Consider the following 20,536-nt stretch of genomic DNA (forward strand, 5'->3'; position numbering starts at 1 on the left):
GTGCCGGGGTGCTTTTGCGCCTCGGCTTCGTGGCGATGAAGATTGCGCGAATCTTCCGCTTCGATGACATGAAACGTGGCTGTAACAATGCATTGCTACCTTACGGGCTCAGTTTTCCAACCCGAGGTAGTCAAGATGCGTTTCTCGACCAAAGTTGTTCTCACCGCGTGCTCGACCGTGCTGTTCGCTGCAAGTGCCCACGCGCTCGACATCACCGGCGCGGGCGCTTCGTTCCCGGCGCCCCTGTATGCCAAGTGGGCTGACGCCTACCAGAAGGCCACCGGCAACCGTGTGAATTACCAGTCGATCGGCTCGGGTGGCGGCATTCGCCAGATCAACGCCAAGACGGTGGACTTCGGCGCCTCCGACATGCCCTTGACCCCGGAGAAGCTGGCTGAAGGCGGCCTGCAGCAGTTCCCCACCGCCATCGGCGCGGTTGTGCCGGTGGTCAATATCGAGGGCGTCCAGCCGGGCGCGATGAAGTTCACGGGTGAAGTCCTGGCTCAGATCTACCAGGGCAAGATCACGAAATGGAACGATCCGGCGATCGTCGCGCTGAACCCGGATGTCAAGCTTCCCGAGCAGGACATCGGTGTGGTCCGCCGCGCTGACGGTTCCGGGACCACCTTCGTGTTCACCAACTACCTGTCGAAGGTCTCGGCGGAGTGGAAGGAGAAGATCGGCGAAGGCACCGCGGTGCAGTGGCCGGTCGGCCTCGGGGGCAAGGGCAACGAGGGTGTGTCGGCCTTCGTGCAGCGCCTGCCGGGTGCGATCGGATACGTCGAGTACGCCTATGCGAAGCAGAACAAGCTTGCGCACGCGATCATGCAGAACAAGGACGGGCAGTTCGTGGAGCCGAACAACGAGAGCTTCGCGGCCGCCGCAGAGGGTGCCGACTGGTCGAAGTCGGCGTTCTACGAGATTCTCACCAACCAGCCGGGCGCGAAGTCGTGGCCGATCACCAGCGCGACCTTCATCCTGATGCACAAGCTGCAGGACAAGCCGGCGCAGGGCGCTGAAGTGCTCAAGTTCTTCGACTGGGCCTACGTGAATGGTGCCGACATGGCGCTCGAGCTCGAGTACATTCCGATGCCCAAGGCGACCGTCGAGTTGATCCGCGCCTCTTGGGGCGAGATGAAGGACAGCGCCGGCAATCCGGTCTACTCTGCGAAGTAATTCGGAGTCGGCCGAGTGGCTCGATCCAGCGTGCAGCCAGGGGCCCAGGGGGCCCTTGGCCATAATCTTTCCGCGGGGGGCGGCGCAGACGTGGCCGCCCTTTCTGGTGGCCCCATGCAAACGACCGGATTCAAGTCGTCAGCGTCGAAGAAGTTCGGCGACAGACTGTTCGGTACCATGGCGAAGTCCTTCGCCTGGCTTACGCTGATCCTCCTTGCCGGGATCATCATTGCGCTTGTCTACGCCTCCTGGCCGAGCATTCAGGCCTTCGGCATCGGCTTCCTCTTCTCGGATGCCTGGAACCCGCCGATGGAGGAGTTCGGTGCGCTGATCCCGATCTACGGCACCATCGTCACGTCGGTGATCGCGCTGCTCATCGCGGTGCCGGTGAGCTTCGGGATCGCCCTCTTCCTTACCGAGATGGCCCCGGCCTGGTTGCGCCGCCCTCTCGGCACCGCGATCGAGCTGCTCGCGGCGATCCCTTCGATCGTCTATGGCATGTGGGGCCTGCTGGTGTTCGCTCCGATCTTTGCCAAATACATCCAGCCCGGGCTGCAGGCCACCCTTGGCCAAGTGCCGGTGATCGGCAAGCTGTTCGCCGGCGCGCCGCTCGGCATCGGCCTGCTGTGTGCCGGCATCATCCTCGCCATCATGATCATTCCGTACATCGCTTCGGTGATGCGCGACGTGTTCGAGGTGACGCCGCCGATGCTCAAGGAGTCCGCCTATGGCGTCGGCTGCACGACATGGGAGGTGATGTGGGGCGTCGTGCTTCCCTACACCAAGACCGGCGTCATCGGCGGAGTCATGCTCGGCCTCGGGCGCGCGCTGGGCGAGACGATGGCGGTGACCTTCGTCATCGGCAATACGAACTTCCTCGACTCCGCCTCGCTGTTCGCGCCAGGCAACAGCATCACTTCGGCGCTTGCCAACGAGTTCGCCGAGGCGGACCCCGGCCTGCACACCGCGGCGCTGATGGAGCTGGGCCTGATCCTGTTCGTGATCACCCTGATCGTGCTGGTGGTGTCGAAACTGCTGCTCCTGCGCCTCGCCAAGGGCGAGGGAACGAAGAGCTGACCGGGGACCGACATGAATCTTCTCGCAAGACGCAAACTGACCAACCGGGTCGCGCTCACGCTGTCGCTGTCGGCCATGGCCTTCGGCCTGTTCTGGCTCGCATGGATCCTGTGGACCGTGCTCGATCTCGGCCTGGCGGGCTTGTCGCTCACCCTCTTCACCGAGATGACGCCGCCGCCGGGCGCCGAGACCGGTGGACTGCTCAACGCGATCGTGGGCAGCCTGATCATGGTCGTGCTTGCCACGCTCCTGGGTACGCCGATCGGCATCCTTGCCGGGGTCTATCTGGCGGAGTATGGCCGTTATCACTGGCTGGGATCGGTCACCCGCTTCATCAATGACCTTCTGCTGTCCGCGCCTTCGATCGTGATCGGTCTGTTCGTGTACGCGGTGGTGGTGGCGCAGACCGGCAAGTTCTCCGCCTGGTCGGGGGTGATCGCGCTGGCGTTGATCGTGCTCCCGGTCGTGGTGCGCACCACCGAGAACATGCTGCAGCTGATCCCGAACACCCTGCGCGAAGCGGCTTTCGCGCTCGGCGCGCCAAAAAGCGTGGTGATCTCCAAGGTCACGCTGCGCGCCGCGCGCGCCGGTGTGCTGACGGGCGTGCTGCTCGCCGTGGCGCGCATTGCCGGTGAGACCGCGCCGCTGCTCTTCACGGCGCTCTCCAATCAGTTCTGGACGCTGAATCTGAACGAGCCGATGGCCAATCTGCCGGTGACGATCTTCAAGTTCGCCATGAGTCCCTTCACGAACTGGCAGGAGCTGGCCTGGGCCGGTGTATTCCTGATCACGATGGGCGTGCTCATCCTCAATATCGTCGCACGCGTCTTCCTGCGTGCCGAGAAGCTCAACTAAGCGACAACCGAAAACAATCCAGGCCCGTGCCGCGGGCCGAGATTGGAGAAGAGAATGGAAATCACCGACGCGCAGATCGAGTTCAAGGACTTCAACTTCTACTACGGGAAGTTCCACGCGCTAAAGAACATCAACTTCAAGATGGCGCGCCACAAGTGCACCGCCTTCATCGGTCCGTCGGGCTGCGGCAAATCCACGCTGCTGCGGACGATCAACCGCATGTACGACCTCTATCCGGAGCAGCGCGCCGAAGGCCAACTGTTGTTCGACGGTCGCAACCTGCTCGGGTCGGATATCGACGTCAGCGTGCTGCGCGCAAAGATCGGCATGGTCTTCCAGAAACCGACGCCGTTCCCGATGTCGATCTACGACAACATCGCCTTCGGGGTGAAGCTGCACGAAAAGCTGTCATCCAAGGACATGGATGACCGTGTCGAATGGGCGCTGCGCAAGGCGGCGCTGTGGGACGAGGTTAAGGACAAGCTCAATCAGAGCGGCATGAGCCTGTCGGGCGGACAGCAGCAACGCCTTTGCATCGCGCGCGGCATCGCGGTCAAGCCGGAGGTGATCCTGCTCGATGAGCCGACCTCGGCGCTCGATCCGATCTCAACGGCACGGATCGAAGAGCTGATCGACGAACTCAAGGCAGAGTTCACGATCGTCATCGTCACCCACAACATGCAGCAGGCGGCCCGGATCTCCGACTACACCGCTTACATGTATCTCGGCGAGATGGTGGAGTTCGGCGTGACCGATGAACTCTTCGTCAAGCCGAAGAAGAAGGAAACCGAGGACTACATCACCGGGCGCTTCGGCTGACGCGCATGCGACGACCGCAGGGCGCCCGCCCCGCGGATCGGCGCAGCCAGGCAAGGGGGGCGAGCGATCGCCCCTTGTTCGTTGGTTCGCCGCCGGGCTGCGGCGAACCCTGCGATCAACGTGCGCGCAAGGCGGCGTTGAGCTGGTCCACCAACTCGGCCCAGTCCGCATCCACAGCGAGCTGCTCGCGCAGAAATGCCGCTTGGGCCTCGGTCCAGAAAGGCGCGTCTGCCAATTTCACGCTGTCGTGCAGCGGCGCGTGCGCTCTGATGAATGCATCGATTGCGCGACGGTCGTTCTCGAGGCCGAGCTGGGCGAAGAGGTCGGCAAGGACGTGTACGGGCTGTTCCATGATGGTCTCCTTTCAACGCAAGGCGGCTGAGTGGCCGCCGGTCAGCCTAACCTGACTATAGTCGAGCGCGCGTGATCGAGGCGTGGGATGCACGTCCGCGAGGGCTGCGGTGCGATCGGGCGGTCGGGCCGCAGCGGACATCCTCAGTAGGGGCAATGGTTACAGCCATTTGCTCCCAGGAGCTTGCCCATCCTATAATCCTGCGGTTTAACCTCTTGGTTACGCGCGCTCAATGATCCGACTCGTCGCTGGGAACTGGAAGATGAACGGCAGCCTGGCTGCCAATCGTGTCCTGCTCGAAGGACTCAGTGTCCAGCCCGGTGTGGAAGTGGTGCTCTGTGTGCCCTATCCGTACCTTGCGCAGCTTCAGGAACGCCCTGCCGGACTGATGCTCGGCGCGCAGGATGTCAGCGAGCATGTGGCCGGAGCGTACACGGGCGAAGTGAGCGTCTCGATGCTGGCGGATTTCGGTTGCCGCTATGTCATCGTGGGGCATTCCGAGCGCCGTGCGCTGTTCGGAGAGGATGACCTGATGGTCGGACGCAAGGCGCGTGCGGCCCTCGAGGGGGGGCTGGTGCCGATCGTGTGCGTGGGCGAGACGCTTGCCGAGCGCGATGCGGGTGCCGTTCTTCAGGTCATCGGTCGCCAGCTCGCCGCGGTGCGGGAGGTGCTCGGTGCGGAGGCGATGGGGGAGGTGGTCATCGCCTACGAGCCGGTGTGGGCGATCGGTAGCGGCCGTTCGGCGACCGTCGAGCAGGTTGCCGAGGTGCATCGCGACATCCGCGCGTGGCTGAGGGGGCAGGGCATTGCAGCGGGCGGCGTGCGGATCCTTTATGGTGGCAGCGTGAAGCCCGACAATGCCCGTGCCCTGTTCGCCGCCGAGGACGTCGATGGCGGCCTGATCGGTGGCGCATCGTTGGTTGCAGGGGATTTCATGGCGATCTGTCGCGCTGCGGCAGAAGCCGCTTGATTGTTCAATGTCTGGTCTTATTCAAGGTTTGTGATGGGTGATTACCTCTTTTCTCTCGTGCTGACTGTTCATGTGCTGGTCGGTCTCGGTGTCATCGGTCTCGTGCTTGTGCAGCACGGCAAGGGCGCCGACATGGGGGCCGCTTTCGGTAGCGGTTCGTCGGGCAGTTTGTTCGGGTCGTCCGGTTCCGCGAACTTTCTCAGCCGCACCACCGCGGTGCTGGCGACGGTCTTCTTCCTTACCAGCCTGGGGCTCAGCTACCTCGCGAGCAACAAGCCTGCCGCGCCTTCCAGCGTGATGGAGGGGGTGCAGACGGCGCCCGCGTCCGAGGCGGCGCCCGCCGTCCCGGTCGATACCTCGCCGGCGCAATCCATTCCCAAATAATTGGGCGCGAGCTCTTTGCGCGGTGCGCAAAAGCTCATATAATTATGCGGCTTTCCAAGTGAAGCGCCGACGTGGTGAAATTGGTAGACACGCTATCTTGAGGGGGTAGTGGCGAAAGCCGTATGAGTTCGAGTCTCATCGTCGGCACCACATTCCGGGAACGCCCGCAATAGCGGGCGTTTCCATGCAGAGCAGCCATAAAACAATAACGACGGCGCGTATCTGACGCCGTCCAACGTAAATGGGGGTTTCTGGACATGCTGGAAAATTATTTTCCCGTCCTGATGTTCATGCTCGTTGGTTTGGGCTTTGGTGTTGCTCCAGTCATCCTCGGGCGTCTGCTCGCTCCCTATCGTCCCGATACGGAAAAAAACTCTCCCTACGAATGCGGCTTCGAGGCGTTTGAAGACGCCCGCATGAAGTTCGACGTTCGCTATTACCTGATCGCCATTCTTTTCATCCTGTTCGATCTCGAGATCGCCTTCCTTTTCCCGTGGGCGACGGTCTTCCAGGAGTTCATCGCAGCCGGAGAGGTCGCCTGGTTCGTCTTCGGTTCGGTCATGGTCTTTCTTGCGATTCTGGTAATCGGCTACATCGTCGAGTGGAAGAACGGTGCACTCGACTGGGAGTAATGCATGAGCATTGAGGGCGTGTTTCGCGAGGGGTTCGTCACCACCTCGCTCGATGCGGTCATCAACTGGACGCGCACCGGCTCGTTGTGGCCGATGACCTTCGGTCTGGCCTGCTGTGCGGTTGAGATGATTCATGCGGGATGCTCCCGCTACGACCTAGACCGCTTCGGGGTGGTTTTCCGTCCCAGTCCGCGCCAGTCCGACCTGATGATCGTGGCGGGTACCCTGTGCAACAAGATGGCGCCGGCGCTGCGCAAGGTCTACGACCAGATGTCGGAGCCGCGCTGGGTGATCTCCATGGGGTCGTGCGCCAACGGCGGTGGTTACTACCACTATTCCTACTCGGTCGTGCGCGGGTGCGACCGCATCGTGCCTGTCGATGTCTATGTGCCGGGCTGTCCTCCGACGGCCGAGGCGCTGATCTACGGCATTCTCCAGCTGCAAAACAAGATCAAGCGCACCAACACGATTGCGCGCTGACGGGTGTCCCAGACATGAGTGCCAAGCTTGAACGCCTGAGCCAAACCTTGCGCGACGTCTTTGGTGAGCGGATCGCTTCGCTCGCAGTCGATCGCGGTGAGGTCACGATCGAGGTTCCTGCCTCCGAGTACCTGCGCGTCGCGCGCGAGCTGCGCGATCATGCCGATCTGCACTTCGAGCAGCTCATCGACATTTCCGGTCTCGACTATTCGGCCTACGGCCATGAGCCGTGGGACGGAAAGCGTTTCGCTTCGGCGGCGCACCTGACGTCGGTGAAGCACAACTGGCGCCTCCGCCTCAAAGTGTTCGCCGACGACGACGAGTTTCCGGTGGTCGACTCCGTAGTGGATGTGTGGCCGAGCGCCAACTGGTACGAGCGCGAGTCCTTCGACCTCTACGGGATCATGTATTCCGGTCATCCCGACCTGCGGCGCATCCTGACCGACTACGGTTTCGTCGGTCACCCCTTCCGCAAGGACTTCCCGGTGTCGGGTTACGTCGAGATGCGCTACGACCCGGAGCAGGGCAGGGTGGTGTATCAGCCGGTGACCATCGAGCCGCGCGAGAACACGCCGCGCATCGTGCGCGAAGAGAATTACGGGAACGTCGGCCATGGCTGAAATCCGCAACTACACGATCAACTTCGGTCCGCAGCACCCCTCTGCGCACGGCGTGCTCCGCCTCGTGCTCGAGCTCGACGGCGAGGTCGTCGAGCGCGCAGATCCGCATATCGGCCTGCTGCATCGCGGCACCGAGAAGCTCGCCGAGACGCGTACCTGGGTTCAGTCCGTTCCCTACATGGATCGCCTGGACTACGTGTCGATGATGTGCAACGAGCACGCCTACTGCATGGCGATCGAGAAGCTGCTCGGCGTGCAGGTTCCTGAGCGTGCGCAGTACATCCGGGTGATGTTCGACGAGATCACGCGCATCCTGAACCATCTCCTCAACATCGGAACCCATGCGCTCGACATCGGCGCGATGACGATGGTGCTCTACACCTTCCGTGAGCGCGAGGATCTGATGGATGCCTACGAGGCGGTCTCGGGCGCGCGCATGCACGCTGCGTACTACCGCCCGGGTGGCGTCTATCGCGACCTGCCGGACCGCATGCCGAAGTACGAGGTCAACAAGTTCAAGAACGAGAAGACGGTCAAGGAGCTCAACGCCAGTCGCGAAGGTTCGCTGCTCGACTTCCTCGAGGACTTCATCAACCGCTTCCCGACCTACTGCGACGAGTACGAGACGCTCCTGACCGACAACCGGATCTGGAAGCAGCGTACCGTCGGCATCGGCGTCGTGTCCCCGGAGCAGGCGCTGGCGTGGGGCTTCACCGGCCCGATGCTGCGCGGCTCGGGCATCGCCTGGGACCTGCGCAAGAAGCAGCCCTACGAAGTCTATGACCGCATGGATTTCGACATCCCCGTGGGCAAGAACGGCGACTGCTACGACCGTTACCTGTGCCGCATGGCGGAGATGCGCCAGTCGAACCGCATCATCAAGCAGTGCATCGACTGGCTGCGCAAGAACCCCGGCCCGGTCATCACCGACAACCACAAGGTCGCGCCGCCCTCGCGCGAGGCGATGAAGTCCAACATGGAAGAGCTGATTCACCATTTCAAGCTCTTCACTGAAGGCATGCACGTTCCGAAGGGCGAGGTGTACTCGGCGGTCGAGCATCCGAAGGGCGAGTTCGGTGTGTATGCGGTGTCCGATGGTGCGAACAAGCCATACCGCCTCAAGTTGCGCGCGCCGGGCTTCGCGCACCTCGCCGCGATGGACGACATCGCGCGCGGCCACATGATCGCCGACGTGGTGGCGATCATCGGCACGATGGACGTGGTGTTCGGCGAAATCGACCGCTGACGCCGTAGCCGGCTCGCCGGCAGCATCAAAGCGGCGCCTCGCGGGACGCCACTGAACCAAACAAGAATCGGCAGGCTATCCGGAAGATCAAGACGACATGCTGAGCCAGGAATCGCTGCACCAGATCGATCGAGAGATCGCCAAGTATCCGCCCGATCAGAAGCAGTCCGCGGTGATGGCCGCGCTGCGGATCGCGCAGGTCGAGAAGGGCTGGCTGCCCAAGGAACTCATCGAGTTCGTCGCGCGCTATCTCGACATGCCGCCGATCGCCGCCTACGAGGTCGCGAGCTTCTACAACATGTACGACCTCGAGCCGGTCGGGCGCCACAAGATCACCGTGTGCACCAACCTTCCGTGTGCGCTCTCCGGCGGCGTGCATGCTGCCGACTATCTCAAGCAGAAGCTCGGCATCGAGTTCAACGAGACCACGCCCGACGGCAGGTTCACGCTCAAGGAAGGCGAGTGCATGGGCGCCTGTGGTGATGCCCCGGTGCTGCTGGTGAACAACCACCACATGTGCAGCTGGATGACCACCGAGAAGATCGACCAGATGCTGGCCGACCTGGACAAGAAATGAGCACGCAAGGAATGATCCTCGCCGGCTGTGACGGCGACCGCACCTGGCGGCTCCAGGACTATGTGGCGCGCGGCGGTTATTCCGCGCTGAAGAAGATTCTCGCCGAGAAGCCCCCCCAGGACGCGATCATCGCCGAGCTGAAGACCTCGGTGTTGCGCGGCCGCGGTGGCGCGGGCTTCCCGACCGGCCTGAAGTGGAGCTTCATGCCGCGTTCGTTCCCGGGCGACAAATACCTCGCATGCAACTCCGACGAGGGCGAGCCGGGCACGTTCAAGGATCGCGACATCCTGCGCTACAACCCGCACAGCGTCATCGAGGGCATGGCGATCGCCGCCTATGCGATGGGCGCTGCGCGCGGATACAACTACATCCACGGCGAGATCTTCGAGACCTACTCACGTTTCGAGGAGGCGCTCGCGGAAGCGCGCGAGGCCGGCTTCATCGGCCAGAACATCCTCGGCAGCGGCTTCTCCTTCGAGCTCTTCGCGCACCACGGTTACGGCGCCTACATCTGTGGCGAGGAGACCGCGCTACTGGAGTCGATCGAGGGCAAGAAGGGGCAGCCGCGCTTCAAGCCGCCGTTCCCGGCGAGCTACGGCCTGTACGGCAAGCCGACCACGATCAACAACACCGAGACCTTCGCTTCGGTGCCCTTCATCATGAACATGGGCGGCGAGGCCTTCCTGAACCTCGGCAAGCCCAACAACGGGGGCATGAAGCTGTTCTCGGTGTCGGGCCACGTCAATCGCCCGGGCAACTACGAGATCCCGCTCGGCACTCCGTTCGCAGAACTGCTCGAGATGGCAGGCGGGATGCGTGGCGGCCGCAAGATCAAGGCGGTCATCCCCGGCGGCTCATCCGCTCCGGTCGTCCCGGGCAGCGTGATGATGGACTGCACGATGGACTACGACTCGATCTCCAAGGCGGGCTCGATGCTCGGCTCGGGCGCGGTCATCGTCATGGACGAGACGACCTGCATGGTCAAAGCGCTCGAGCGACTGTCGTATTTCTATTTCGAGGAATCCTGCGGTCAATGCACCCCCTGTCGTGAAGGGACGGGTTGGCTTTATCGCGTGGTGCACCGGATCGAGAACGGCCTGGGGCGTCCGGATGACCTCGATCTGCTGAATTCGGTGACGACCAACATCATGGGCCGGACGATCTGTGCCCTCGGCGACGCCGCCTCGATGCCGGTGCAGAGCTTCGTGAAGCACTTCGGCAGCGAGTTCGAATATCACATCGAAAACAAGAAGTGCCTCGTGCCGCCGGAAGTGCAGCGCGCTGGCAGTCAAATCTACGTGAGCCCGTCATGCTAGAGATCGAAATCGACGGCAAGCAGGTCCAGGTCAACGACGGCAGCACGGTGATCGAGGCTGCGAACGTTGCCGGTGCCTACATTCCGCACTTCTGCTATCACAAGAAGCTCTCGATCGCGGCCAACTGCCGCATGTGCCTGGTGCAGGTCGAGAAGGCGCCCAAGCCGCTCCCCGCCTGTGCCACGCCGGTCACCAATGGCATGAAGGTCTGGACGCACTCCGAGCTTGCAGTGAAGGCGCAGAAGGGGGTGATGGAGTTCCTGCTCATCAATCACCCGCTCGACTGTCCGATCTGCGACCAGGGCGGCGAATGTCAGCTGCAGGACCTCGCGGTGGGTTATGGCTCGACCGCCTCGCGCTATCAGGAAGAGAAGCGCGTGGTGTTCAACAAGAATCTCGGTTCGCTCGTGTCGACCGACATGACGCGCTGCATCAACTGCACGCGCTGCGTTCGCTTTACGGCAGAGATCGCCGGCGAGATGGAGCTTGGCCAGGCCTTCCGCGGCGAACACGCGGAGATCATGCCCTTCATCGAGAAAACGATCGACTCCGAGCTGTCGGGCAACATCATCGACCTGTGTCCGGTTGGCGCGCTGACCTCCAAGCCCTTCCGCTTCGCTGCGCGCACCTGGGAGCTGTCTCGGCGCAAGTCGGTGAGTCCGCATGACTCGCTCGGCTCGAACCTCATCGTCCAGACAAAGCACGACGTCGTGAAGCGCGTGCTTCCGCTCGAGAACGAAGAAGTGAACGAGTGCTGGCTGAGCGACAAGGACCGCTTCTCGTATGAAGCCCTCGCCAGCGAGGATCGTCTCACTGCCCCGATGATCAAGCAGGGCGGCCAATGGAAGAAGGTCGACTGGCAAGCGGCGCTCGAGTTCGTCGCCACGGGCCTGCGTGGCATCGCCAAGGACCATGGTGCGACTGCGATCGGTGCCCTCGCGTCGCCGCACTCGACCGTGGAGGAACTCTATCTGCTGCAGAAGCTGGTTCGCGGCCTGGGTTCGGAGAACGTCGATTTCCGTCTCCGCCAGTCCGACTTCCGTGCTGACGGCAAGCGTGCAGGGGCGCCCTGGCTGGGCATGCCGGTCGCAGGCGTCAGGGAGCTGACGCGTCTGCTCGTGGTCGGCAGCTTCCTGCGCAAGGACGCACCGCTGCTGGCGCAGCGCGTTCGCCAGGCTGCAAAGAAGGGCTTGCATGTCAGCGCCATCGGGCCGAACGCCGAGGAGTGGTTGCTCCCCGTGCGCAATCGCGCCTTGGTCGCGCCGTCGGCCATGGTCGCCACCCTCGCGCAGGTCGTGGCTGCGCTGGCACAGGAGCTTGGCGCCGAGGTCAGCGTCGCGCTGCTCGGCAAGCTTCCCGCGACGGTATCCGAGGAGGCCCGCGCGATCGCGCAGAGCCTCGCCAGCGGACGCAAGGTCGCGGTGTGGCTCGGCAGCCTGGCGGTTCAGCATCAGCGCGCGAGCGAGCTGCAGATGCTGGCGCAAGAGATTGCCCGCCTGACCGGTGGCAGCTTCGGCTTCATCGGCGAGGCCGCCAACAGCGTGGGTGGCTATCTGGCCAGCGCGCTCCCCGGAGAGGGTGGGCTCGACGCCGCTGCCATGATCGATCAACCCCGGCGTGCGTACGTGGTCCTGGGCGCTGAGCCCGAGCTCGACTTCGCGAATCCGTCGGCCACTGTGGCTGCACTGTCTTCAGCGCAGCTGGTGGTGGCCCTGAGCGCCTTCGATTCAACGACGCTGCGTGAGACGGCAGATGTGATCCTGCCGATCGCACCCTTTACCGAGACCTCGGGTACGTTCGTGAATTGCGAGGGCCGGGCTCAGAGCTTCGCGGCCGTCGCGCGACCGGCGGGCGAAGTCCGGCCAGGCTGGAAGGTGCTGCGCGTGTTGGGCAATCTGCTCGCGCTCGAGGGCTTCGGCTATGGTGATTCCGAGGCAGTGCGCGATGAGGCCTTGGGGACAGATGCGCCGTCCCGTCTCGACAACGGGCTCGAGGGCGTCCTCGTGAACGCGGCGCTCGGCAGCGCCACCGCACTCGAGCGCGTGGCTGACGTGCCGATCTACTTCGCCGATCCGATGGTGCGCCGCGCACCCTCGCTGCAGAAGACGCGCGATGCGGCCCAACCTACGGCGCGCATGTCGCCCGCGACCCTTGGCGCGCTCGGTATCGCTACCGGCGACCGGGTTCGTGTTTCGCAAGGGGCGGCGAGCGTCGAACTGATCGCTCAGGTGGATGAGAACCTCGCCGCCGGCTGCGTGCGCGTGGCGGCCGCGCATCCCACTACCGCTGCGCTCGGTGCGATGAGCGGTGATCTCAGCGTGGAGCGTGTCTGATGGAAGCGATGCTGCAACCCGTTGCCGAGTTCTTCGGTCCTTCCTGGACCGCTATCTGGACCCTGCTCAAGATCGTTGCGATCATCGCGCCGCTGATGATCGCCGTGGCATACCTCACGCTCGCGGAGCGGAAGGTCATCGGCTTCATGCAGGTTCGGATCGGCCCCAACCGCGTTGGACCGAAGGGCCTGCTGCAGCCGATCGCTGACGGCGTGAAGCTGCTGTTCAAGGAGATCATCGTTCCGAGCGGCGCGAACAAGGGACTGTTCATCCTCGGCCCCATTCTCGCCATCGCACCGTCCCTGGCGGCGTGGGCGGTCATTCCTTTCGGGGACGGTCTCGTTCTCGCCGATGTCAATGCGGGCCTGCTGTTCCTCCTCGCGATCACCTCGATGGAGGTCTACGGCGTGATCGTCGCCGGCTGGGCCTCGAACTCCAAGTACCCCTTCCTCGGCTCGATGCGTGCGGCCGCGCAAATGGTGTCCTATGAGGTCTCGATGGGCTTTGCCCTGATCTGCGTGTTGCTGATCTCGGCCAGCCTCAACCTCACCGATATCGTCATGTCGCAGGGCGAGGGGCGTTTCGCCGACATGGGTCTCGGCATCCTGTCGTGGAACTGGCTACCCCTGTTCCCGATGTTCGTGGTGTATGTGATTTCGGGGATCGCGGAGACCAACCGCGCGCCGTTCGACGTCGTCGAGGGCGAGGCGGAAGTGGTGGCGGGTCACATGGTCGAGTACTCGGGCATGACCTTCGCGCTGTTCTTCCTTGCCGAGTACGCGAACATGATCCTGGTGTCGATCCTGACCTCGATCCTGTTCCTCGGTGGCTGGTTGTCGCCGGTGGGCTTCCTGCCCGACGGGTTTCACTGGCTGGCGTTGAAGACGGCCGCGATCCTGTTCATCTTCCTGTGGGCGCGTGCCACCTTCCCGCGCTTCCGCTACGACCACATCATGCGTCTGGGCTGGAAGGTGTTCATCCCGGTCACCCTGGTGTGGGTGTTCGTGGTCGCGGTGTGGATGATGTCGCCGTTGTCGATCTGGAGTTGAGAAGACCATGGGTGCCAAGGATTACATCGGCAGTCTGTTCCTGAAGGAACTTGTGAAGGGCATGGCCCTGACCGGGCGGCATTTCTTCCAGCGCAAGATCACGGTTCAGTTCCCTGAGGAGAAAACGCCGCAAAGCAACCGTTTCCGCGGTTTGCATGCGCTGCGCCGCTATCCGAACGGCGAGGAGCGCTGCATCGCGTGCAAGTTGTGCGAGGCGATCTGCCCGGCCATGGCGATCACCATCGAGTCGGAGCAGCGGGACGACGGTTCGCGGCGCACCACGCGCTACGACATCGACCTCACCAAGTGCATCTTCTGCGGCTTCTGCGAAGAGGCCTGTCCGGTCGATGCGATCGTCGAAACGCGCGTGCTCGAGTACCACGGCGAGCAGCGCGGCGATCTTTACTACACCAAGCAGATGCTGCTCGCGGTGGGGGATCGCCACGAGTCGCAGATCGCCGCCGACCGCGAACAGGACGCCAAGTACCGCTAAGGGGAGGGCGCCTCGGCGCCACGAGTCAAGAACATGGAATTCAAGACCTTCGTCTTCTACTTTCTCGCCGTGATCATGGTTTTCGCGGCGCTGAGGGTGATCACAGCCCGGAACCCGGTGCACGCCGCGCTGTTCCTCGTGCTGACCTTCTTCAATGCCGGCGGGCTCTGGCTGCTGCTGCAGGCAGAATTCCTCGCCATCACGCTGGTGATGGTCTACGTCGGTGCGGTGATGGTGCTGTTCCTCTTCGTGGTGATGATGCTCGACATCAACCTCGATCGACTCCGCGAGGGCTTCTGGAGCTACCTGCCGGTCGGTGCTCTGGTGGGCATCCTCATGTTGGTCGAGATGGTGATGGTGCTCGGGGGCTCGTATTTCGGCCTCGAGGCAATGCCGGCGCCCCCTGCGGCTGCAGAGACCTACAGCAACACGCGCGAGATTGGCCGGGTGCTCTACACGGACTATGTGTATCCCTTCGAACTCGCCTCGCTGGTCCTGCTGGTGGCGATGGTGGCGGCTGTCGCACTGACGCTTCGCAAGCGCAAGGGCCTCAAGTCGATCCCGCCGTCCGAGCAGGTCGCAGTCAAGGCCGAGGGGCGGATCGAACTGGTCAAGATGCAGGCCGATAAAGAAGACTGACGGCGCGCAAACAAGAAAAGAACACCGCGCCGGCCCTCGCGCCGGCGCGATCAGGGGGTCTTAGATGCTTTCGCTTTCCCATTTCCTCATTCTGGGCGCGATCCTGTTCGCGATCAGCGTGGTCGGGATCTTCCTCAACAGGAAGAACCTGATCGTGCTGCTGATGGCCATCGAGCTGATGCTGCTGTCGGTCAACATGAACTTCGTGGCCTTCTCGCACTATCTGGGCGACATCGCCGGCCAGGTTTTCGTCTTCTTCATCCTCACCGTCGCAGCGGCTGAGTCCGCGATCGGCCTGGCGATCCTGATCGTCATGTTCCGCAACATGCGCACGATCCACGTGGATGACCTGGACAGCCTCAAGGGTTAAGGAAGCGACACGATATGGACATGCAGACTCTCTATCTTCTCGTGCCGCTGGCGCCGCTCGCGGGCGCCATTCTGGCGGGACTGTTCGGCAAGCCGATCGGGCGCGCAGGGGCGCACGTCGTCACCATCCTTGGGGTGGCGATCGCCTTCGTCGCATCGGTGGTGATCTACCAGGACGTCGCCGCCGGCAACACCTTCAACGGGACCGTGTATACCTGGATGCAGGCGGGCGGGATCAACTTCGAGGTGGGCTTCCAGATCGACTCCCTGACGGTGATGATGATGCTGGTGGTGACCTTCGTGTCGCTGATGGTGCACATCTACACCATCGGCTACATGTCGGAGGACCCGGGTTACCAGCGTTTCTTCAGCTACATCTCGTTGTTCACGTTCTCCATGCTGATGCTGGTGATGTCGAACAACTTCCTCCAGTTGTTCTTCGGCTGGGAGGCGGTGGGCCTGGTGTCTTACCTGCTGATCGGTTTCTGGTACGAGCGCCCGACCGCGATCTACGCGAACATGAAGGCGTTCCTGGTCAACCGCGTGGGTGACTTCGGCTTTCTGCTCGGCATCGGCCTGATCGCCGCCTACACCGGCAGCCTCAACTACCAGGAGGTGTTTGCCAAGGCTCAGGAGCTTTCGGTGACCGAAATGGCAGTGACGGGTTGGCCGCTGCTGACCGCGATCTGCATCTGTCTGTTCATCGGCGCCATGGGCAAGTCGGCGCAGGTTCCGCTGCATGTCTGGCTGCCCGACTCGATGGAAGGCCCGACCCCGATCTCTGCACTGATCCACGCCGCGACCATGGTGACCGCAGGCATCTTCATGGTGGCCCGCATGTCGCCGCTGTTCGAGCTGTCGGACACAGCGCTTTCGTTCGTCCTCGTCATCGGCGCCACGACCGCGCTGTTCATGGGTTTCCTCGGCATCGTCCAGAACGACATCAAGCGCGTGGTGGCGTACTCGACCCTCTCGCAGCTCGGGTACATGACGGTCGCGCTCGGCGTGTCCGCCTATTCGGCCGCGGTCTTCCACCTGATGACGCACGCCTTTTTCAAGGCGCTCCTGTTCCTCGGTGCAGGATCGGTGATCATCGGCATGCACCACGATCAGGACATGCGCAACATGGGCGGCCTGCGCAAGTACATGCCGATCACGTGGATCACCTCGCTGCTCGGTTCGCTGGCGCTGATCGGCTTCCCGCTGTTCTCCGGCTTCTACTCCAAGGATTCGATCATCGAGGCCGTGCATGCGTCGACGATCGCGGGTTCCGGCTATGCGATGTTCTGCGTCCTGCTCGGCGTGTTCGTGACGGCGTTCTATTCTTTCCGCATGTATTTCCTGGTGTTCCATGGCGAAGAACGCTTCGGAAAGGCGCACGAGCATCACGATCACCATGGCGACCATGATGACGAGGAGCCGTCTGCCGACCACCACCATGGGCTCGCCCCCGGGCAGAAGCCGCACGAGTCGCCCTGGGTTGTGACCTTGCCCCTGGTGTTGCTGGCCGTTCCTTCGGTGCTGATCGGCTTCTTCACCATCGAGCCGATGCTGTTCGGAGAATGGTTCAAGGGCGTGATCTTCGTCGGGGACAACCACGTCGGCCTCAGGGAGCTCGCGGCGAACTTCCATGGCCCGGTCGGCATGGCGGTGCATGGGCTGCAGACGGCGCCGTTCTGGCTGGCGATCGGTGGCGTCGCACTGGCGTGGTTCTTCTACATGAAGCGTCCGGACATCCCGGCTGCGATCCAGCGCACCTTCAAGCCGATCCACAGCCTGCTTGAGAACAAGTACTTCTTCGACCGCTTCAATGAGATCTTCTTTGCTGGTGGCGCCCGTGCGCTCGGCAAGGGCTTGTGGAAGGCGGGCGACCAGGGCCTGATCGACGGTATCGCGGTCAATGGGTCGGCGAAACTGGTCGGATGGGTTGCGCAGATGTCGCGCCTGTTCCAGACCGGCCACCTGTACCAGTACGCCTTCATGATGATCATCGGCGTGTTCGTCCTGCTCACCTACTGGTTCAACCGGGGTTGAGACGGACACGCAGGAACGGAAACACATAACAAGATCGAACGCGCCGTGCTCGGCGCACTGAACGGAAAGCAACGATGACGGACATTCCTCTCCTCAGTCTGGCGATCTGGGTACCGATCCTCGGTGGCCTGCTGGTGCTCGCGACCGGCTCGGATCGCAATGCCCCGCTGGCGCGCATGCTCGCCTTCGCGGTCGCGGTGGCTGGCTTCGTCGTGACCATTCCGCTCTATACCGGCTTCGACACCACGACGAGCGCGATGCAGTTCGTCGAGCTGACGTCCTGGGTGCCGCGCTTCAACATCAACTATCACCTCGGCGTCGATGGCCTGTCCGTTCTGTTCGTGATCCTGAACGCCTTCATCACCATCCTCGTGGTGATGGCCGGCTGGCAGGTCATCCAGGACAAGGTCGCACAGTACATGGCGGCGTTCCTGATCATGTCGGGCCTGATGAACGGGATCTTCTCGGCGCTCGACGGCGTGCTGTTCTACGTGTTCTTCGAAGCCTCGCTGATCCCCCTTTACCTGGTCATCGGCATCTGGGGCGGCGCCAATCGCGTCTATGCTGCGATCAAGTTCTTCCTCTATACGCTGCTCGGTTCGCTGTTGATGCTGGTGGCACTGCTCTACCTGTTCATGCAGTCCGGTGGCAGCTTCAGCATCCTCGACTGGCACCAACTGCCGCTGCCGATCGAGCCGCAGATCCTGATCTTCCTCGCCTTCCTGATCGCCTTCGGCGTCAAGGTGCCGATGTGGCCGGTGCATACCTGGCTACCCGATGCGCACGTCGAGGCGCCCACAGGCGGTTCGGTCGTACTGGCGGCGATCGGCCTCAAGCTGGGCGCCTACGGTTTCCTGCGGTTCTCGTTGCCGATCGTGCCGGACGCGGCGCAGCAACTCGCGCCGCTTGTCATCGCGCTGTCGCTGATCGCGGTGGTGTACATCGGTTTCGTCGCGCTGGTGCAGGCTGACATGAAGAAGCTGGTGGCGTATTCCTCGATCTCGCACATGGGCTTCGTGACCCTGGGTTTCTTCATCTTCAACCCGCTTGGTGTCGAGGGTGCCCTGGTGCAGATGATTTCCCACGGTTTCGTATCGGGCGCGATGTTCCTCTGCATCGGTGTGCTCTACGACCGCATGCATTCGCGCCAGATTGCGGATTACGGCGGCGTGGTCAACACGATGCCGAAGTTCGCTGCCTTCTTCATGCTGTTCGCGATGGCCAACTCGGGACTGCCTGCGACCTCCGGTTTCGTCGGCGAGTTCATGGTCGTCCTCGGCGCGGTGCAGTACAACTTCTGGATCGGTTTCGTTGCGGCCACGACGCTGATCCTCGGCGCCGCCTATTCGTTGTGGATGTACAAGCGCGTGGTCTTCGGCAAGGTTGCGAACAAGCACGTGGCAGAGCTCGAGGACATCAACGGCCGCGAGTTCGCCTTCCTCGCGATCCTGGCGGCGTGCGTGCTGGCGATGGGCCTGTACCCCTTCCCCTTCACCGAAGTGATGCACGCCTCGGTCAATGAACTCCTGCGGCATGTTGCCGTGAGCAAGCTCTGAGCGCCATTCAGCGCAAGCGCCCGAGAGACTCTTAACGGACTGGTCAGAAGATGAATTTCGTCGTCCCCGACTTCTACCCCGCAGCGGCCGAGATCTTCGTGGCCGTCATGGCCCTGGTGATCATGCTGGCGAGTACCTTCGCCCGCAGCATCGCGCGCAATCTCTCCTATTTCCTCACGCAGGCGACCCTCGTCGCGGCGGCTTTCATCACCATCTACACGATGGAAGGGGAAGTGGTTCATACCTTCAGCAACATGTTCATCAGTGACCTGATGGGCGATTTCCTGAAGCTGATGATCTATTTCTCGACGGCGATCGCCTTGCTCTATGGGCGCGGCTACATGGCCGACCGGAAGATCGACAAGCCCGAGTACTACCTGCTGGCGCTGCTGATGACGCTGGGCATGATGGTGATGGTGACCGCCAACCACATGCTCCCGATGTACATCGGTCTGGAGATGATGTCGCTTGCGCTGTACACGATGGTGGCCTTCGATCGTGACTCGGCGCGGTCGACCGAGGCGGCGATGAAGTACTTCGTGCTCGGTGCGCTCGCCTCCGGTCTGCTGCTCTACGGCATGTCGATGGTGTACGGCGCGACCGGGACGCTGGAGTTCTCGGGAATCGCCCAAGCCATTTACAACCAGTCCGCCAACCAGACCGTGCTGATGTTCGGCCTCGTGTTCCTGGTCGCGGGCATCTGCTTCAAGCTCGGCGTGGTGCCTTTCCACATGTGGGTGCCCGACGTCTATCAGGGCGCGCCGACCGCGGTGACGCTGGTGATCGCCACGGCGCCCAAGCTGGCGGCGTTCGCGATGGCCATCCGACTTCTGGTCTGGGCGCTGTTCGATATTGCCGAGGAATGGCAGGTGATGCTCATGCTGGTGGCGGTGGCGTCGATCGTGCTCGGCAACCTCGCTGCGATCGCGCAGCAGAACATCAAGCGCATGCTCGCCTACTCGGGCATCTCCCACATGGGCTTCATGTTGCTCGGGCTGCTTGCCGGAGTGGTGGAGGGGGATCGCCACTTCGCGCTCAACGCATACAGTTCGGCGATGTTCTACGCGGTGTCCTACGTGATCATGAGCCTCGCCTCGTTCGGCATGATCATCCTGCTGTCGCGGGCGGGGTTCGAGGCGGAGAACATCGACGACTTCAAGGGTCTCAACAAGCGTAGCCCCTGGTACGCCTTGATGATGCTCTTCGTGATGTTCTCGATGGCCGGCGTGCCTTTCTTCATCGGTTTTTTCGCCAAGCTGTCGGTGCTTCAGGCGGTGGTGGCGGCAGGCTACTTCTGGCTCGCGGTGCTTGCGGTGGTGATGTCGGTGATCGGAGCCTTCTACTACCTGCGTGTCGTCAAGCTGATGTATTTCGACGAGCCGGTGGATGCGGCGCCGATCCATGCGCCGGCCGAGGTGCGCGTGATGCTGTCGGCCAATGGCCTTGCAATCGCCGCGCTGGGACTGGCGCCGCAGATGCTGATGTCCGTATGTGCTTACGCACTGCTGGGGTCGCTGTAGTAGGCTCCGGAAGCTTGGGTAATCAGGCGTTTTCTCCCT

General features: G+C 62.7%; 21 protein-coding genes and 1 tRNA gene. 21 read left to right on the forward strand and 1 reads right to left on the reverse strand.

What is annotated here, in order from left to right; translation table 11 throughout:
- The first annotated feature begins 135 nt into the window (after positions 1-135).
- The 4 genes from pstS to pstB all read left to right on the forward strand — a co-directional run bounded on the left by pstS (position 136) and on the right by pstB (position 3,927).
- Positions 136-1,176 carry a phosphate ABC transporter substrate-binding protein PstS gene (gene pstS, locus AAG895_RS07590; RefSeq protein ID WP_345794895.1) on the forward strand — a complete coding sequence of 347 codons (1,041 nt, stop codon included), beginning with the start codon at positions 136-138 and terminating at the stop codon, positions 1,174-1,176.
- A gap of 114 nt (positions 1,177-1,290) precedes the next feature.
- On the forward strand, positions 1,291-2,253 hold the full coding sequence (gene pstC / locus AAG895_RS07595; protein ID WP_345794896.1) for a phosphate ABC transporter permease PstC: 963 nt from the start codon (positions 1,291-1,293) through the stop codon (positions 2,251-2,253).
- A gap of 12 nt (positions 2,254-2,265) precedes the next feature.
- Positions 2,266-3,108, forward strand: a complete 843-nt coding sequence (pstA, locus tag AAG895_RS07600; protein ID WP_345794897.1) for a phosphate ABC transporter permease PstA — start codon at positions 2,266-2,268, stop codon at positions 3,106-3,108.
- A 54-nt stretch (positions 3,109-3,162) separates the two neighbouring features.
- Positions 3,163-3,927, forward strand: coding sequence for a phosphate ABC transporter ATP-binding protein PstB (pstB, locus tag AAG895_RS07605; protein WP_345794898.1), 765 nt, complete (start codon positions 3,163-3,165; stop codon positions 3,925-3,927).
- A 115-nt stretch (positions 3,928-4,042) separates the two neighbouring features.
- Here pstB and AAG895_RS07610 read toward each other — a convergent pair whose 3' ends face one another.
- Positions 4,043-4,279, reverse strand: coding sequence for a DUF2789 domain-containing protein (locus AAG895_RS07610; RefSeq protein ID WP_345794899.1), 237 nt, complete (start codon positions 4,277-4,279; stop codon positions 4,043-4,045).
- 262 nt (positions 4,280-4,541) lie between these two features.
- Here AAG895_RS07610 and tpiA point away from each other — a divergent pair, with 262 nt between their 5' ends.
- The 17 genes from tpiA to nuoN all read left to right on the forward strand — a co-directional run bounded on the left by tpiA (position 4,542) and on the right by nuoN (position 20,497).
- Positions 4,542-5,249, forward strand: a complete 708-nt coding sequence (tpiA, locus tag AAG895_RS07615; protein ID WP_345794900.1) for a triose-phosphate isomerase — start codon at positions 4,542-4,544, stop codon at positions 5,247-5,249.
- A 33-nt stretch (positions 5,250-5,282) separates the two neighbouring features.
- Entirely contained in the window at positions 5,283-5,633 is a 351-nt protein-coding gene (secG, locus tag AAG895_RS07620) for a preprotein translocase subunit SecG (protein WP_345794901.1), read from the forward strand.
- Positions 5,634-5,698: 65 nt separating this feature from the next.
- A tRNA-Leu gene (locus AAG895_RS07625) sits at positions 5,699-5,783 on the forward strand.
- Between the two features lie 107 nt (positions 5,784-5,890).
- Complete coding sequence (gene ndhC / locus AAG895_RS07630; RefSeq protein WP_345794902.1) at positions 5,891-6,265, forward strand: NADH-quinone oxidoreductase subunit A; 375 nt, start codon at positions 5,891-5,893, stop codon at positions 6,263-6,265.
- Positions 6,266-6,268: 3 nt separating this feature from the next.
- On the forward strand, positions 6,269-6,745 hold the full coding sequence (locus tag AAG895_RS07635; protein WP_002926530.1) for an NADH-quinone oxidoreductase subunit B: 477 nt from the start codon (positions 6,269-6,271) through the stop codon (positions 6,743-6,745).
- Positions 6,746-6,759: 14 nt separating this feature from the next.
- Positions 6,760-7,365, forward strand: coding sequence for an NADH-quinone oxidoreductase subunit C (locus tag AAG895_RS07640; RefSeq protein WP_345794903.1), 606 nt, complete (start codon positions 6,760-6,762; stop codon positions 7,363-7,365).
- The gene (locus tag AAG895_RS07645) at positions 7,358-8,611 is read left to right on the forward strand and encodes an NADH-quinone oxidoreductase subunit D (protein ID WP_345794904.1); all 1,254 of its coding nucleotides are present in this window, start codon (positions 7,358-7,360) and stop codon (positions 8,609-8,611) included. Before AAG895_RS07640 ends, AAG895_RS07645 begins: the two co-directional genes overlap by 8 nt.
- A gap of 97 nt (positions 8,612-8,708) precedes the next feature.
- Positions 8,709-9,188 carry an NADH-quinone oxidoreductase subunit NuoE gene (gene nuoE, locus AAG895_RS07650; RefSeq protein ID WP_345794905.1) on the forward strand — a complete coding sequence of 160 codons (480 nt, stop codon included), beginning with the start codon at positions 8,709-8,711 and terminating at the stop codon, positions 9,186-9,188.
- 11 nt (positions 9,189-9,199) lie between these two features.
- Positions 9,200-10,504 (forward strand): NADH-quinone oxidoreductase subunit NuoF, encoded by a 1,305-nt coding sequence (nuoF, locus tag AAG895_RS07655; protein ID WP_345795253.1) that lies wholly within the window; start codon positions 9,200-9,202, stop codon positions 10,502-10,504.
- A complete protein-coding gene (gene nuoG, locus AAG895_RS07660) occupies positions 10,498-12,837 on the forward strand; it encodes an NADH-quinone oxidoreductase subunit NuoG (protein WP_345794906.1) in 2,340 nt (779 codons plus the stop codon). Before nuoF ends, nuoG begins: the two co-directional genes overlap by 7 nt.
- The gene (gene nuoH / locus AAG895_RS07665; RefSeq protein ID WP_345794907.1) at positions 12,837-13,886 is read left to right on the forward strand and encodes an NADH-quinone oxidoreductase subunit NuoH; all 1,050 of its coding nucleotides are present in this window, start codon (positions 12,837-12,839) and stop codon (positions 13,884-13,886) included. The genes nuoG and nuoH overlap by 1 nt, the downstream gene beginning before the upstream one ends.
- A 7-nt stretch (positions 13,887-13,893) precedes the next feature.
- Complete coding sequence (gene nuoI, locus AAG895_RS07670) at positions 13,894-14,379, forward strand: NADH-quinone oxidoreductase subunit NuoI (RefSeq protein ID WP_345794908.1); 486 nt, start codon at positions 13,894-13,896, stop codon at positions 14,377-14,379.
- A 33-nt stretch (positions 14,380-14,412) separates the two neighbouring features.
- Positions 14,413-15,018, forward strand: coding sequence for an NADH-quinone oxidoreductase subunit J (locus AAG895_RS07675; RefSeq protein WP_345794909.1), 606 nt, complete (start codon positions 14,413-14,415; stop codon positions 15,016-15,018).
- Between the two features lie 64 nt (positions 15,019-15,082).
- Positions 15,083-15,388, forward strand: a complete 306-nt coding sequence (gene nuoK, locus AAG895_RS07680) for an NADH-quinone oxidoreductase subunit NuoK (RefSeq protein ID WP_004304479.1) — start codon at positions 15,083-15,085, stop codon at positions 15,386-15,388.
- A gap of 14 nt (positions 15,389-15,402) precedes the next feature.
- Entirely contained in the window at positions 15,403-17,421 is a 2,019-nt protein-coding gene (nuoL, locus tag AAG895_RS07685; RefSeq protein ID WP_345794910.1) for an NADH-quinone oxidoreductase subunit L, read from the forward strand.
- Between the two features lie 74 nt (positions 17,422-17,495).
- On the forward strand, positions 17,496-18,977 hold the full coding sequence (locus AAG895_RS07690) for an NADH-quinone oxidoreductase subunit M (protein WP_345794911.1): 1,482 nt from the start codon (positions 17,496-17,498) through the stop codon (positions 18,975-18,977).
- A 50-nt stretch (positions 18,978-19,027) separates the two neighbouring features.
- On the forward strand, positions 19,028-20,497 hold the full coding sequence (gene nuoN, locus AAG895_RS07695) for an NADH-quinone oxidoreductase subunit NuoN (protein WP_345794912.1): 1,470 nt from the start codon (positions 19,028-19,030) through the stop codon (positions 20,495-20,497).
- Positions 20,498-20,536 lie beyond the last annotated feature (39 nt).

The organism is Thauera sp. JM12B12, from assembly GCF_039614725.1.
Lineage (GTDB): Bacteria > Pseudomonadota > Gammaproteobacteria > Burkholderiales > Rhodocyclaceae > Thauera.

Excerpts from the sequence above, each read along its gene's own strand:
- pstS (WP_345794895.1), top strand. The coding sequence starts at position 136 with ATGCGTTTCTCGACCAAAGTTGTTCTCACCGCGTGCTCGACCGTGCTG.
- nuoI (WP_345794908.1), top strand. The coding sequence starts at position 13,894 with ATGGGTGCCAAGGATTACATCGGCAGTCTGTTCCTGAAGGAACTTGTG.
- tpiA (WP_345794900.1), top strand. The coding sequence starts at position 4,542 with ATGAACGGCAGCCTGGCTGCCAATCGTGTCCTGCTCGAAGGACTCAGT.
- pstC (WP_345794896.1), top strand. The coding sequence starts at position 1,291 with ATGCAAACGACCGGATTCAAGTCGTCAGCGTCGAAGAAGTTCGGCGAC.
- nuoF (WP_345795253.1), top strand. The coding sequence starts at position 9,200 with ATGATCCTCGCCGGCTGTGACGGCGACCGCACCTGGCGGCTCCAGGAC.
- AAG895_RS07690 (WP_345794911.1), top strand. The coding sequence starts at position 17,496 with ATGACGGACATTCCTCTCCTCAGTCTGGCGATCTGGGTACCGATCCTC.
- AAG895_RS07640 (WP_345794903.1), top strand. The coding sequence starts at position 6,760 with ATGAGTGCCAAGCTTGAACGCCTGAGCCAAACCTTGCGCGACGTCTTT.
- pstB (WP_345794898.1), top strand. The coding sequence starts at position 3,163 with ATGGAAATCACCGACGCGCAGATCGAGTTCAAGGACTTCAACTTCTAC.
- nuoH (WP_345794907.1), top strand. The coding sequence starts at position 12,837 with ATGGAAGCGATGCTGCAACCCGTTGCCGAGTTCTTCGGTCCTTCCTGG.
- nuoG (WP_345794906.1), top strand. The coding sequence starts at position 10,498 with ATGCTAGAGATCGAAATCGACGGCAAGCAGGTCCAGGTCAACGACGGC.
- nuoN (WP_345794912.1), top strand. The coding sequence starts at position 19,028 with ATGAATTTCGTCGTCCCCGACTTCTACCCCGCAGCGGCCGAGATCTTC.
- AAG895_RS07635 (WP_002926530.1), top strand. The coding sequence starts at position 6,269 with ATGAGCATTGAGGGCGTGTTTCGCGAGGGGTTCGTCACCACCTCGCTC.
- ndhC (WP_345794902.1), top strand. The coding sequence starts at position 5,891 with ATGCTGGAAAATTATTTTCCCGTCCTGATGTTCATGCTCGTTGGTTTG.
- AAG895_RS07610 (WP_345794899.1), bottom strand. The coding sequence starts at position 4,279 with ATGGAACAGCCCGTACACGTCCTTGCCGACCTCTTCGCCCAGCTCGGC.
- secG (WP_345794901.1), top strand. The coding sequence starts at position 5,283 with ATGGGTGATTACCTCTTTTCTCTCGTGCTGACTGTTCATGTGCTGGTC.
- pstA (WP_345794897.1), top strand. The coding sequence starts at position 2,266 with ATGAATCTTCTCGCAAGACGCAAACTGACCAACCGGGTCGCGCTCACG.
- AAG895_RS07675 (WP_345794909.1), top strand. The coding sequence starts at position 14,413 with ATGGAATTCAAGACCTTCGTCTTCTACTTTCTCGCCGTGATCATGGTT.
- nuoL (WP_345794910.1), top strand. The coding sequence starts at position 15,403 with ATGGACATGCAGACTCTCTATCTTCTCGTGCCGCTGGCGCCGCTCGCG.
- nuoK (WP_004304479.1), top strand. The coding sequence starts at position 15,083 with ATGCTTTCGCTTTCCCATTTCCTCATTCTGGGCGCGATCCTGTTCGCG.
- nuoE (WP_345794905.1), top strand. The coding sequence starts at position 8,709 with ATGCTGAGCCAGGAATCGCTGCACCAGATCGATCGAGAGATCGCCAAG.
- AAG895_RS07645 (WP_345794904.1), top strand. The coding sequence starts at position 7,358 with ATGGCTGAAATCCGCAACTACACGATCAACTTCGGTCCGCAGCACCCC.